Below are 13,395 nucleotides of genomic sequence, written 5' to 3'. Positions count from 1 at the left end.
CCGCCGGCGTAAGAGGCTGTCGAACGGCGGCGGTCGAGATTCGACGGTCGAACGGCCGAACGGCCGACCGGCGCGCGCCCCGACGACGCGGCCGACCGACGCCTCAGTCGTCGCCGCGCGTGAGTCGCAGGAACGCCCGCGTCGGCACGCGCGTCTCGACGCGACTCGGCGGCCGACCCGCCCCGTGCGCGCCTTCGACGGGGACGCGTTCGACGATACCGGCCTCGGCGAACTCGTAGAGGTACCGGGTGATGGTGCTCTCCGAGAGCGACGCCGAGGACGCGACGGCCGCGGCGGCGCGGCCGACGGAGGCGCGGTCCTCGGGCGGGAGCCGAACGAGGTGTCTGAGGACGGCCCGCCGGTTCGCGGAGAGCGCCAACACGCGGCCGAGAGAGACGCACGGTCGCGGGACCGAGCCCATCCCGGCGTCGAAGTGCTCGTCCTCTATCACGTCGCTGTCCGCTTCGAGTGCGGCGTCCACCGCACCGAGGATGGCCGCGAGGGCGTCGTGCGCGTCCCCTTCGGCCCACGCCGCGAGGCGACGAACCTGCTGGTGCGTCGTCGCGTCCCGCGTCACTCCCGTCGACAGGCGCGCGGTCAGCACGTCGGCCAGTTCCGCGCGGTGATACGGTTCCACCGTGACCTCGCCCGTCGCCCGCGGGTCGGGGAGGACGTCCTCGGGCGCTCCGCGGCCGACGGCGACCCACGAGGTGCGGTGGCCGAGGCTCGCGAGTTCGCCGGTGAACGATGCCAGTCGGTCGGTTCCGTCCTCGTCAACGTGGTCGAGGGCGACGACGAGGACGCGGCCGCCGCGGAGGTGGCCGTCGACGCGTCCGCGGAGGTCCGACGTGGAGAGACCGCGCCGCGGGACGGACTCGCTCGTCGTCGCGTCGAGGACGGCGTGGTAGAACTCGGACTCGCTCGTCGTTTCGCGGAGGTCGACGTACGCGAACGAGCGGTTCTCGGCGCTCCCTCCGCGCGTCGTCGTCACGATGGAGTCCTCCGGCGAGGAGAGTAGTCGGGCGAGGTGGGCGAACAGCGCCGTCACGACGGCCGACTTCCCCGACCCCGCCGGTCCCCGGACGTAGACGTTCTCCGGCGCGCGGTGGTCGAACACTGGTTCCAGTCGGTCGAGGAGTCGCTCGACGGTCGGGCCGCGACCGACCGGTTCCTCGGGGTGCCAGACCGGACTCAGCGATGCCTCTTCGAGCAGCAACTGCCGCCTGTCGCGGCGACGCTTACGTTGAAGGATTCGTTCTTCGAGGTTCATCCGGAACACCGCCCGAGTCGGGCGAGTGAGAGGGCGTTCGGCGGAGCGGGTACCGCTCGCGGACGGTTCAGAGGCCGAGGTAGGCCGAACTGGGGAGGAGACCGACCAGGTAGAGGACGCCGATGACCACCGTCATGATGGTGATAGCCATCGCCGGCGGGTCGACGTGCGTCCCCGAGTGCGCGTAGAAGACGCGCTGGGTCACCTCACCCAGGAGGCCGCTGAGCGCGCCGAAGACGCCGCCGACGAGCAACGCCACGAGCGGACTGCCGACGGCGGCGGCCCCGATGGCGGCGCCACTGGAGCCCAGCAGCGTGATGTGGTGCGTGACGGGAATCTTCTCGACGCCGAGGTTGAGGAACAGCAGCGACGCCGCGGAGATACCGTAGCCGAGGAAGAAGCTCCCCGTCTCCAACCAGATGTAGGCGCCGAGTATCCCGCCGACGAGACCGATGACCGTGACGCCCGACCACTCGTACTGGTGGGGGAGCCACGGTTCGGTCGCCGGCCGAACGCGCTCGACGCCGCCGTCGGTCATCGTCCGCTCCTCGCCGCGTTCGAAGGGCGACATGTCGAGGTAGCCGTCTCCGGCCGGTTTGCCGACCAGCGGGTAGCCGAAGGCGACGCGGACGAGCACCGCCGAGAGGAACACCGTCAGCGCGATGGTGTCAACCGGGAGGCCGATACCCGCCGCGAGTTGGTTGATGATGACACCGACGACGCCGAACACGGCGCCCACCGCGAGGATATCGGGCTTCGTCCCGAAGGCGTAGGTGATCTCTTTCCCGAAGTGGTAGCCCTCGGTGGGGCCCATTTCGGGGTACTTCTTGCCCGCGTAGGCGGAGGCGGCGACGCCCCCTGCGAACGCGATGTGCGGGCCGGTGATGGCGCCGAACCCGATGACGCCCGTGACTCCGGTCGCGATTTCGCCGGCGGGAATCCCGCCGACCCCGCCGAGGTTTCCTTCGAGTATCGCCAGCCCCTCGCCGAGGAAGACGACGAACCCCGTGAAGATGAACGAGGGGAGCGCCCCGAGGGCGGCCCCGAACGCGCCGCCGGCGAGGGCCGTGATGAGCAGGATGAGAAACTCCTCGGTCCCCATCCCGATGAGCGGAATCTGTAGCGCGAGTCCGCTCATGGTCAGTTCTCCCGCGCCCAGTCGCGAGAGCGTTCGACGGCGTCGGTCCAGCGTCCGTACCGCTCGTCGACGTTCTCGGCGCCCTCATCGGGGGAGAACTCGCGGTCGACCTGCCAGTTATCGCGGAGTTCGTCGAGGTCGCTCCAGTAGCCGACCGCCAGCCCCGCCGCGTACGCCGACCCCAGCGCCGTCGTCTCGTCGACCTGCGGCCGGACGATTTCGGAGCCGACGATGTTCGCTTGGAGTTGACAGAGGTAGTTGTTCTTGACCGCGCCGCCGTCGACGCGGAGCGAGGAGAGGTCGATACCGCTGTCGGACTCCATGGCTTCGGCGACGTCGCGGGTTTGGAAGGCGATGGATTCCAAAGTGGCGCGAACGACGTGCTCGCGGCGGGTGCCGCGGGTCATCCCGACGATGGTGCCGCGTGCGCGCTGGTCCCAGTGGGGCGCGCCGAGGCCCGTGAACGCGGGGACGAAGTACACCCCGTCCGTCGAGTCCACCGAGCGGGCGAGTTCCTCGGTTTCGGCGGCGTCCTCGATGAGCGTCATGTCTTCGAGCCACTCGATTGCGGCGCCCGTGATGAAGATGGAGCCTTCGAGGGCGTACTGAACGGGTTCGCCCGAGCGCTGGAAGCCCACAGTGGTGAGCAGGCCGTTTTCGCTGCTGACGGCTTCCTCGCCGGTGTTCATGAGCATGAACGAGCCGGTGCCGTAGGTGTTTTTGGCGTCGCCGGCGTCGTAGCAGGTCTGGCCGAACAGGGCGGCCTGCTGGTCGCCGAGCGCCCCCGCGACCGGAATCTCGGCTCCCAAGAATCCGTCGGCGTCCGTCGACCCGTACGTCGCCTCGTCCGAAGAGGGACGAACTTCGGGGAGCATCTCGGCGGGAACGTTGAACTCCTCTAAGAGCTCTTCGTCCCAGTCCATGTCGTGGATGTTGAACAGCATGGTCCGGGAGGCGTTGGTGACGTCGGTGATGTGCTCGCCGGTGAGGTTGTAGATGAGCCAGGAGTCGATGGTGCCGAGCATCAACTCGCCAGCTTCGGCCCTATCGCGGACGTCGTCGGGGCGCATGCGGGCGAGTTTAATCTGGTCGGTGTTGTCGAGGAGCCACTCGGCTTTGGTGGCCGAGAAGTACGCGTCCGGCTCTAAGCCCGTTTTCTCGCGAACCCACTCTTCTTTGCCCTCGTCCTGGAGGGCTTCGACGCGGTCGGTGGTGCGTCGGTCCTGCCAGACGATGGCGTTGGCGATGGGACGGCCGCTCTCGCGGTCCCACACGAGGGTGGTTTCGCGCTGGTTGGTGATGCCGATGGCCTCCAACTGCGAGGCGTCGAGGTTCCCGTCGTCGAGTGCGTCGTGGATGACCGCCTCGGTGTTCTCCCAAATCTCCTCGGGGTCGTGTTCGACCCAGCCGGGTTCGGGGTAGATCTGCTCGTGTTTCTTGTATGCGTTCGCGACGACTCGCCCGTCGTGGTCGAAGACCATGAAACGGGTTCCGGTGGTGCCTTGATCGATCGCACCGACGTAGGTGTCTTCTGTCATTGTTCGGTCGCGGCACGAATTTTACTCGCGGTGCCGCTCTCTGCATAAGAATCTCATATGTTCATGATAAACCTTTTCTTCTGCGTCAGCATCTCCCACGGTTCGCAGAGATTGACTCTCACTTACCCTGAAACGGTTACAGACCCGAAATCACCTTTCGGTGACTTCGATCGGACACTGACGACGGAGCGATTACGGAGTGCGCTCCGGGGATACTGCGGCGGTCGCGGACGTCCGCCGCCGTTTTTCATTGGGCGATTGGAGGTGTAGGTAGAGAATACACCGATGACTCGTCGGGCGTCGACCGCCGTCCCTCCATTCGAATCGAATCGGAGCGACCGTTTTCGAAATCGTCGCTCGGACTCAGAGTACGTTTCGATACTACGATTCATCCAATCTCTGTATTGTTCCCGCTGTCTCCTCTCTTTAATATCGTTATTGATATTGAGAGCCCTAGAGTAATACTTCGAGACTGTGTCGGTAGACGATATGAACCGAGTGCGCCAGCGGTCGTCGGCCGTTGAATCGAGGGATCGGGGACAGGTCGGAATCGGGACGCTCGTCGTCTTCATCGCCATGGTCCTCGTCGCCGCCGTCGCGGCCGGCGTACTGATAAACACTGCCGCGTCGCTACAGGCGACGGCCGAGGACGTGGGGCGGCAGAGCGTCGACCGCGTGGTCAACGGCGTTGAAGTCGTCAGCGCCACCGGTCACGTCACCGGACAGGTCGACGACGGCGTGCCGAATCGCACTATCGACACCGTCCGCCTCTGGGTACGCCCCCGCGCCGCCGCGGGTGACGTGAACGTCTCCGATCTCACTATCAAGTGGGTCGGGCCGCACGCCGCGGAGACGCTCACGTTCAACGGTTCCGGCGCCGCCGCGCCGTCGACGGGGGACGCCCACGAGGCGTTCAACGCCAGTCAGAGCCTCGGCGACGGCGATCTGATGCTCGAAACCGGCGAGGAGTTCGTTTTCTACCTCAACGCCTCGCAGATAGAAGGCGGGGAGTCGGCGACACTCGAACGGGGCGACGAGGTCATCGTGGAAACGACCGTCTCGGGCGGCAGTACCTCCGTTACGCACCTTCGCGTCCCCGACTACGCCGGTAACGAGACGTACGTTCCCCTCTGAGACGATTCGCGGCGTTACTCGGCGCCGGCGCTGAGACGCTCGTACTGCTCGCGGAAGCGGGCCGTGCAGGACGAACAGCAGAAATGGTAGCGCTCGCCGCCGAAGCGTTCGGTCTCCCCCTCGCTCGTCACCGTGTTGCCGCACTCCGCGCAGGTGAGTGCGAACTCGGTTCCGCCGACGCTCGGCGTCCACTCGGTGTCCGCGACGACGGTCACTTCGTAGTCCGCGACGCGCGCGAGGTCCACCGTCTCGTCGAGGCCCTCGCGAACCCGGTCCGCGGGGAACCGCGCGGAGAACAGGAGTTCGTCTTCGACGGTGACGAACACGTGTTCGACCGCTTCGGAGGCGCGTAGCGAGTCCCTGACGGCGGATATATCCGTCGAGGAAAGTTCGAGACGGACCAATACCGGGACCCCCGACCGAAGCTGTGAACGGTCGATGTCGGCGGTGAATCGCTTGATGACGCCCGAGTCTCGAAGCTTGTCCACTCGGTCGGACACTGCGGGCGGCGAGAGGTCGACCCGCTCGGCGATGTCGCTGAACGGGCGTCTCGCGTCTTCGGTCAGGAGTTCGAGTATCCGGAGGTCGGTGTCGTCCAACTCGCGCATACCCCCAGTCGGCCTTCGGAGCACATAGCGTTTTGCACCCCCTAGCCGCGAGTTATACGCCCGATACCGCTCGAAACCTTGCTTTCGAAGGTGCCCGAATCGGTTCACCAGCGTTCGGCTCTCGTCGTCCCGTTTCTCCGAACTCGAACATCCGGCGTTACACGGGCGCTACCTCCCGTCTTCGGTGCTCTATAACGAAACCGATGGATAGTACACGTATTCGTAGAGGTCACGGAAACAACAATGAATCGTCAACTGACAGTCGTACTCGTCGCCGTCGTCGGCATCGTCGCGCTCGCGGGCGGAGCCTTCCTCTTCACCGGTCAGAGCGGTGGAGCGGACGTCGCCCCCGCCGCGAACGATGCGGCCGCGGCCGTCGAGCAGTCGACTCCGACGTCTCAATCGAACGAACCGACCGAACAACCGACGCCGACGGACACCACGACCGAGTCCGATACGACCGACGCCGGCGACGCGGACGATGAGTCCGTCGCGCGCGCGAACGAACCCCCGACGGCCGACGCCGGAGAGGACGTGACCGCCCGCGAGTGGACGCTCACCACCCTCGACGCAACCGGGTCGACCGACTCCGACGGCGACGACGCGAACCTCACGTACGAGTGGACCCAAGTCGCCGGCGAAGAGGTGGAACTCCGCGGCGCCGACACGGCGACGCCCAAGTTCTTCCCCCCCGAGTCGAAACTGAACACCCAGCTTACCTTCGAGGTCACCGTCACCGACGCCGACGGAGCCTCCGCGACGGATACGGTCGTCGTCACCGTCACTGAGTCGAGAGACGACGACAAGGAGGAGCCGACGAACGCCTCCGAGGACGGCAACCAGACCGACGTCGACGACGCTGACTCGGACGGCGGCCAGACCGCCGAGGACGACTCGGAGACGAGCGACGACTCGACCGTTGACGACGGCGACTCGACCGTTGACGACGGCGACTCGGACGCCGACGACACCTCCGCGAAGGCGAGCAACGACACCATCGCGCAGGCCACCTTCGGGTCGGACTTCGACGAACTGAGCACCGAGGACGCCGCGACGGTGTACGAACTCTACCTGCGCCAACCCGACGGCGACTGGGACCCCGCCTCCGTGCAGACCCGCGAGGAACTCGCCCAGGAGAAGTACGGCGACTCCTTCGAGAACCTCGGCTTCGACGCCCGCGTGGACGTCCAAGAGAGCTTCGACGCCCAGTTCGGCGACACGGGCGGTGCGCTCTCGAAGGACGAGATATCGCAGGCGAAGTGGGGTCACGACTTCCGGAACGTGAGCGTCGACTCCGCCGGTCAGATCGTCGAACTGTACGACCGCCAGCCGTGGGTCAACGAGGACAACAAGCACATGCCCACCCGCGGGCAGTTGGCTTACCGCATCTACGACACCAGCTACGACGACCCGCTCGACGGACTGACGCGCGAACAGCGACTCGACATCGAACGCCGCTACAACGCGCAGTTCGACACCGAGTAACGCCGCGAACGTCGCGGTCCCCGACTTTCGTTTCTTCGATAGAGCAGCGCCCGAGCGATGGTTTCCCAAGAGAAAGGGAGATAAGCCGCAGGCGGTAAGTCGGAGGTGCGATGACTCGGACACTCACCGTCGAAGGCATGAGCTGTGAGCACTGCGAACAGACCGTCGAGGAAGCGCTGTCGGGTGTCGACGGCGTCGAGTCGGCCTCCGCGGACCGAGAGGCCGCCTCCGCGACTGTCGAAGGCGACGCGGACGCGGACGACTTAGTCGCGGCCGTCGAAGACGCCGGGTACGACGCTTCGGCCTGAGTCGGCCAGGTGTCCGCCGGACGACGCTGTAACCGCACCACCGCGCCGTCCGAGGCGCGCCGACGGCCGCCCGTCGACGCCGCAGCCGCTTTCGTTCTTCACTTCGGAACTGTCTAGGTACAGGATAGAAAACTGTTGGTTATATGTATGTCGAGGCCCTAGAAAAGGGCGCGCGTCGAACTGGCACCCACCATACGCGACGGTGTTCCATCTCCCCCCGGAACTCCCCACCCACCCCCCCATTCCGTCGCGATTTCGACGCGACACCTTTCGAGAACTCGCCCGCCGAGCGGCGGGTCCGCTTCCGAACTACTCCTCGCCGTTTCCGTCCTCGCCGTCGCCTCTGTCGTCTCCATCGTCCTCGGCCTGCGCCGCCTCCACTCGTCCCGCGTACTCCTCGAGTTCGCCGGCCAGCGTCCGGGCCTGTTCGGCCGTGAGCGTCACCTTCTCGGCGTGCGCCGGCAGATGGTCGAGTTGGCTGTTGTCGAGTTCGAGTTCGAGGCGGACGTGGTCGGGGTTCTTCCGCGGCGCGGTGACGTTGAGGACGGCGAACGCCTCCTCGGTGAACTCGTGGCTGACGGCCTCGGCGTCTAACATGTCGAACGTCGTGTACGCGTTTACGCGCAGCAGTCTGTTGGGCATACTCCCCGTTATCGGCGGGCGGGCATGTGCGTGACGCCTCCGGGAGGCGGCGCTGGCGAGGCGCGAAAAACGGAGAAGTCGGATTCGCCGCGGTCGACCCGATTCAGTCGTCGGCCGACATCGGCGTGTCGTCGGGGTACGCCGGGGCCGGACTGGAGCCCATGTCGTCGTCGTCCGCGTAGGGGTACCACGTCATCTTCGTGTTGTGCATCATCGGGTCCTCGTAGTCCGTCTCCTCGGGTTCGACGTACTCGTCGAGTTCCTCGTCGTCGTGGCGGCCGACGAACTCGCGGAAGTTCTCGCCGTCCTCGCGCTCTTCGGCGAACCGCTCGATGAGGTTCGAGATGGCGCCGGGCACCTCGTCGACGGGGACGCGCTGGGTGACCCAGCGGGCGAACTTCGGTTCCTCGCCGAGGCCGCCGCCGAGGCCGATGTCAAGCGCTTCGACGGGTTCGCCGTCCTTGCGCGTCTTCATGCCGCGGAGGCTGACGTCGGCTATCTGCGGCTGGGCGCAGGAGGCCGTACAGCCCGAGAGATGGATGTGGAACTCGTCGACGTCGTCGGGAAGGTCGACGTTCTCCTTGAGCCACCGCGCGTAGCGGACCTGTCTGTTCTTCGTCTCCACGATGGAGAGCGAGCAGTACTCGGTCCCCGTGCAGGCGACCGACCCGCGCATGAACGGCGAGGGGTCGGGCGAGTAGTCGTCGAGGAGGTCCTCTTCGAGGAGGGCGTCGAGGTCCTCCTCGGGAACGTCCGTGATGATGACGTTCTGACGCTGCGAGAGGCGCACCTCGCCGGAGCCGTACTCGTCGGCGACGTCGGCGAGTTCGAGGACGTCGTCGGCGCCCATCCGACCGACGAGGACGTTCAGACCGACGAAGTAGTTTCCGTCTTTCTGCTCGTGGACGCCGATGAGGTCGTTGCGGCCGCCGTTCCCGGCGTTGTACGTGTACTCCTCGCGGACGTCGCGTCCGGCGGTTTCGAGTTCGAAGTCGACGTACTCCTCCTGGAGGGTGTCCCGGACCTTCTCCGGCCCCCACTCGTCGACGAGGAACTTGATGCGGGCGTTGTAGCGGTTCTCGCGGTCGCCCTTGTCGCGGAACAGCGCCGAGAGACCACCGGCGACGTCCGAAACCTTCTCGGACGGCACCCACACGTCGATGTCGCGGGCGAAGCGCTCCTCGTTGCGGGCGAGGCCGCCGCCGACGCGGACGTTGAAGCCGACTTCCTCCTCGCCGTCGGTCTCCTTGTAGGCCGGTTCGAAGGCGAGGTCGTTGATGTCGCCCTGTCCGGACCCGTCGGGTGACCCGGTCACGGACACCTTCCACTTGCGCGGGAGGTTCGAGTGGTCCTCGTTGCCCTTGAACTCCTCGTTGAGGTCGTGGATGACGGGCCACGCGTCGATGACTTCCTCGGCGTCCTTGCCGGCGACGGGGTTGCCGACGATGTTCCGCCAGGAGTCACCGCAGGCCTGTTGGGTGGACATGCCGTTCTCCTCCAGTTTCTCGAATATCTCGGGCACGTCCTCGATGCGGATCCAGTGCAGTTGGATGGACTGCCGCGTCGTCCAGTCCGCGTAGGCGTCGCCGAAGATGGGGTTCGTCCCCGGTCCGCGGGCGTACTCGTCGGCTATCTCGCCGACGACGCGCAGTTGGCCGGGTTCGAGAACGCCGTTGGGCGTCCCGATGCGCATCATGAAGTACGACTCTTGGCCGTTCCGCTGGTGGTACAGTCCCCACCACTTGAAGCGCTCGAACCAGGCGTCGTGTTCGTCCTCGGGGATGCTCTCCCAGCCTTCCTCGGCGAACTCGTACAGATGCTCTCGTATCTCGTTGCCGTACACCTCAGATTTCCACCGCTCTACATCCGTTGGCATGGTCTTATCTCACCCCTAGTCCGGCGTCCCCAAAGAACGCTTCCTCACGTCAACCCTTCCCGGTGCTTTGACATAGGGGAAATTTTCTCCGGTTACTCGCGGACTACCGGGCGGAGGACGCCCTCGCGGTCGATGTGGCGGAACTCGCCGTCGACGATGCGTCCCACCGGCATCCACTCTGTCGTCGCGGACTCCCCGCAGGCGATGCACTGACCGTACGTCCGAGCCTCGACGGTCCGGCCGTCGACGCCGACATCAACGAAGCCCTCGACGACCATGTCGGTCAGGTCGCACCCGCAGAATTCTCGGCCCGGAAAGCGCCAGAGTTCGCTCACGCTCACCTTCCGGTCGTCGTTGACCGACACCCACGCGCCGTCGTCGAGGATGCGAAGGGCGACTACCATCGTCGATGGTACGGGGGCGCGCCACGCCACTCTGACGGCGCGAGCAAACGACGACTCCGTCGGTGACGGTAGTTCGGCGACCGAATCAGCAGACTGCGGCCGGTTTCGGCCTTTATTTCGCGTCCGAGTTACCAGCAATCGATTCCCCTTTCCCGGAGTAAAGGTACGGATTACTCCCGAAGGGGTGCTTATCCGCGTGCCGTCCCTTCGACTATTCGATGACCGACACGATAGACCGACCATCTGGTCGAAGACAGCACGTCTCGGCTGACGTCGCGCCCGAACTGTACGCCCGCACCTCTCTACTCCACGAATGAGTCCTGACCTCGAATCCGACACCGAACCGACGCCCGACGAGGAACTGCCCGAGTCGTCCGACGGGGACGAGGAGACCGACGACGATTACGAGCACCTGCAGTCGCTCGACGACGGCGCCGGCTGCACCGAAATCTGGGAGCACCTCTCCGAGGGCCGCGACGAGTGACCCGGTGACGGACGCTCCGTCCGTCACGCGGGCCGCGGCGCCTCCCCGGACCCTCCCGTCGCCGGCCGCAGACGTTGCCGGGCAGGGAGACGCTTTTGTCGGCTGGACCGTTAGTCGAAGCAACGAATGACGGACGACGAGCGTCCGGTCGGCGACGACGGCCCTGCCGAGGACGGCCGAGCGACGAGCGACTCGCCCGCGACCGACGGAGGGCGACGACCGCTCCCGGCGGACCGCGAGGAACCGGTCGGTCGCCCCGTCGTCCGTGCGGACCCCGCGGTCACGGGTGACCGCGCGGACGAGGCCGTCGGCTTCGACCCCGAGGACCCCGACAGCGTCGCGGAGGCCGCCGACACGGTCCGCGCCTTCTCCGAGAACACCGTCGGCGACGAGGACAACGTATACATGCTCCGCGGCGCGGCGGCCTGCGCGGCCCTCGTCCGCGGCGTCGGGTCGTACAAGGCGGCCGCCGAACGCGCCGGCGGCGACGTCTCCGTCGCGTTCATCCGCAAGTGGGCGCGCGTCCACGACCTGCCGCAGGCCGTCCGCAGGTACGTCGCCCGCGGGCGCATCGCGCCGACGGCCGCGAAGCACATCGCTCGCGTCGCCGGCCCCGACCGCTTCGACCTCGCCTGGGCCGTCCTCGACGGCGACCTCACCGTCAGAGAGGTCCGCCGCGTCGCCAGCGAGGTGAACGACGGCCGCCCGGTCGGGGAGGCGTTGGCCGAACGCGGCGTGCGCTTCGGCCGCGTCGAACTCCGCCTCTCGCCCGACCAGTACCGCGAACTCCGGCGCCGGGCCTCCCTCGAAAACCGGCCGCCGGGCGACATCGTCGACGACGCCCTCGACAGCTACTTCGACTGATACCGTCGGCCGTAATCCACCGACGGAGGTACGACGGGCATCGGTGCTCGCGCTGGCGAAACGAAGGCTCCGACAGCAGACTACTCGCCCGTACGACCGACGGTGCGAAGATACCGCGCCGCGGCCTCGACGAACGTCTTCCTCGCCGTCTCCACCTCCCCCCACGGAATCGTCTCGTCGGGGAAGTGCGCCTGTTCGACCGTACCCGGCCCGTAGACGACGGTCGGAATCCCCGCGGCCACGTAGTGCCGGGAGTCCGCGCCGTACGTCGCCCCCGTCGGGTCGGTGTCGGCGTGCCCCGTATCGGTCATCGCCGCGCGGAGCGACTCGACGACCGGTTCGCCGGCGTCTATCTCGGCCGGTTCGAACTGGATGGTGAACCGCTCGAACGACGGCGGGTGCTCCGAGAGCCACTCGCTGTCGGCGACGACGTCGGCCAACCGCTCCTCGTACTGCGCCTCCACCTCGTCGACCGTTTCGCCGGGCGCGACGCCGAAGCGCCACTCGGCGGTGAGCGTCCCGGCCACCGACGACGACCACGACCCCGCGCGCACGATGCCGACGACGACGGGCCACGGGATGGGGTAATCGTCGTACAGCGGATGCGACACCGACTCGCCGCGTTCGGACTCCAACTCGAAGAACGCCTGCCGGATGCGCTCGAAGTGCGGAAGCACGTCCTCGCCCTTCCACCGCGTCGCCGCGTGGGCCGCCCGCCCGCGAATTCGCAGGCGCTTCATCACGGTCCCCTCTGTCGCCGTGACGCAGCGCAGTTCCGTCGGTTCGGCGACGATGGCCGCGTCGCGGTCGAACGGGTAGGGGTTATCCAGCGCCCCCGCGGCCGCCCCGATACCGCCCTCCTCCTCCCCGACGACGGCTTCCACGACGACGCGCCCGTTCACGCCCGCCAACTCGCCGCTCTCGGCGCGTTCGAGCAGGTCGCGCGCCGCGAAGACGCAGGCGCCCAAACCGGATTTCATGTCCGCCGCGCCGCGGGCGGTGAGTTCGACGCCGTGCTCCCCGTCGGTCCAGACCGGTTCGTAGGGGTCCGACGACCAGTTCTCCGTGTCCGCGGGAACCACGTCGGTGTGCCCGTTCAGCACCAGCGTCGGCCCCGCGTCGGGGTCGCCGAACTCCGCGACGCCGGCCACGCTCGGTCGGTCGCTCACGTCTATCTCGTCGGGGTCGTCCGGGAACGACGAGTGCGAGGCGAGCGTCTCCGCGTCGGCGGTCCACTCGTAGACGTCGAAGTCGAACTCCTCGAACTTCTCGCGGAGCCACGTCTGCGCTTCGGCCTCCGCGCCGTCGGTGGTCTGAAAGCGGAGCAGTCGGCCGACGAATGCCCCCATCGGGGTGTCGGCGGGATGTTCATCCATGGTGGTTCGACCCACGATGTCACGGTACAAGAGCCTACGCGACGGAGACCGGTTCGCCGTGAAGTCGCCCGTTTTCCACGTATTTGTAAACGCTTATCACCGCCCGCCAGTTAGGAGCGTTTGAGGGCCGGTAGCTCAGTTTGGCAGAGCGTCTGGCTTTTAACCAGACGGTCGGGGGTTCAAGTCCCTCCCGGCCCGTTCTAAGACCCGCGAGCGTCAGCGAGCGGTGTCGTCCTGCGGAGCGAGCGTCTGACTCTCACGCTCGGTT

The 13,395-nt window shown here is 66.9% G+C and carries 13 protein-coding genes and 1 tRNA gene; 6 read left to right on the top strand and 8 right to left on the bottom strand.

The annotated features are described in order from the left end of the window. Positions 1–103: 103 nt before the first annotated feature. The 3 genes from NDI76_RS14725 to glpK all read right to left on the bottom strand — a co-directional run bounded on the left by NDI76_RS14725 (position 104) and on the right by glpK (position 3,946). Positions 104–1,270, bottom strand: a complete 1,167-nt coding sequence (locus NDI76_RS14725; protein WP_310924839.1) for a Cdc6/Cdc18 family protein — start codon at positions 1,268–1,270, stop codon at positions 104–106. 67 nt (positions 1,271–1,337) lie between these two features. After that, a complete protein-coding gene (locus NDI76_RS14720) occupies positions 1,338–2,408 on the bottom strand; it encodes a DUF7973 family transport facilitator (RefSeq protein ID WP_310924838.1) in 1,071 nt (356 codons plus the stop codon). Positions 2,409–2,410: 2 nt separating this feature from the next. Next, positions 2,411–3,946, bottom strand: a complete 1,536-nt coding sequence (gene glpK, locus NDI76_RS14715; RefSeq protein WP_310924837.1) for a glycerol kinase GlpK — start codon at positions 3,944–3,946, stop codon at positions 2,411–2,413. 489 nt (positions 3,947–4,435) lie between these two features. Here glpK and NDI76_RS14710 point away from each other — a divergent pair, with 489 nt between their 5' ends. Next, a complete protein-coding gene (locus NDI76_RS14710) occupies positions 4,436–5,080 on the top strand; it encodes an archaellin/type IV pilin N-terminal domain-containing protein (protein WP_310924836.1) in 645 nt (214 codons plus the stop codon). A 14-nt stretch (positions 5,081–5,094) separates the two neighbouring features. On the opposite strand, the gene NDI76_RS14705 is transcribed toward NDI76_RS14710, so the two are convergent. Then, a complete protein-coding gene (locus NDI76_RS14705) occupies positions 5,095–5,688 on the bottom strand; it encodes a winged helix-turn-helix transcriptional regulator (RefSeq protein ID WP_310924835.1) in 594 nt (197 codons plus the stop codon). Positions 5,689–5,931: 243 nt separating this feature from the next. Between NDI76_RS14705 and NDI76_RS14700 the strand changes: the two genes are divergently transcribed. Next, a complete protein-coding gene (locus NDI76_RS14700; RefSeq protein ID WP_310924834.1) occupies positions 5,932–7,173 on the top strand; it encodes a PKD domain-containing protein in 1,242 nt (413 codons plus the stop codon). Positions 7,174–7,283: 110 nt separating this feature from the next. Beyond that, positions 7,284–7,481, top strand: coding sequence for a heavy-metal-associated domain-containing protein (locus tag NDI76_RS14695; protein WP_310924833.1), 198 nt, complete (start codon positions 7,284–7,286; stop codon positions 7,479–7,481). Between the two features lie 309 nt (positions 7,482–7,790). On the opposite strand, the gene NDI76_RS14690 is transcribed toward NDI76_RS14695, so the two are convergent. The 3 genes from NDI76_RS14690 to NDI76_RS14680 form a co-directional block, all read right to left on the bottom strand. Further along, entirely contained in the window at positions 7,791–8,123 is a 333-nt protein-coding gene (locus NDI76_RS14690) for a DUF6360 family protein (RefSeq protein ID WP_310924832.1), read from the bottom strand. Positions 8,124–8,226: 103 nt separating this feature from the next. Next, a complete protein-coding gene (locus NDI76_RS14685; RefSeq protein ID WP_310924831.1) occupies positions 8,227–9,999 on the bottom strand; it encodes a nitrite/sulfite reductase in 1,773 nt (590 codons plus the stop codon). 92 nt (positions 10,000–10,091) lie between these two features. Then, complete coding sequence (locus NDI76_RS14680) at positions 10,092–10,403, bottom strand: DUF8134 family protein (RefSeq protein WP_310924830.1); 312 nt, start codon at positions 10,401–10,403, stop codon at positions 10,092–10,094. A 313-nt stretch (positions 10,404–10,716) separates the two neighbouring features. Between NDI76_RS14680 and NDI76_RS14675 the strand changes: the two genes are divergently transcribed. Both NDI76_RS14675 and NDI76_RS14670 read left to right on the top strand, forming a co-directional pair. Then, entirely contained in the window at positions 10,717–10,887 is a 171-nt protein-coding gene (locus tag NDI76_RS14675) for a hypothetical protein (protein WP_310924829.1), read from the top strand. A gap of 126 nt (positions 10,888–11,013) precedes the next feature. Further along, on the top strand, positions 11,014–11,751 hold the full coding sequence (locus NDI76_RS14670) for a DUF7119 family protein (RefSeq protein WP_310924828.1): 738 nt from the start codon (positions 11,014–11,016) through the stop codon (positions 11,749–11,751). Positions 11,752–11,831: 80 nt separating this feature from the next. Here the strand turns inward: NDI76_RS14670 and NDI76_RS14665 are convergent, their stop codons facing one another. Beyond that, entirely contained in the window at positions 11,832–13,127 is a 1,296-nt protein-coding gene (locus NDI76_RS14665) for a M20/M25/M40 family metallo-hydrolase (RefSeq protein WP_310924827.1), read from the bottom strand. Positions 13,128–13,251: 124 nt separating this feature from the next. Between NDI76_RS14665 and NDI76_RS14660 the strand changes: the two genes are divergently transcribed. Beyond that, positions 13,252–13,325 (top strand) — tRNA-Lys (locus tag NDI76_RS14660). Positions 13,326–13,395 lie beyond the last annotated feature (70 nt).

The organism is Halogeometricum sp. S1BR25-6 (assembly GCF_031624495.1).
Taxonomy (GTDB): Archaea; Halobacteriota; Halobacteria; order Halobacteriales; family Haloferacaceae; genus Halogeometricum; species Halogeometricum salsisoli.
Note: the sequence above shows the minus strand (reverse complement) of the source record. Positions and strands in the feature narration are given on the sequence as shown.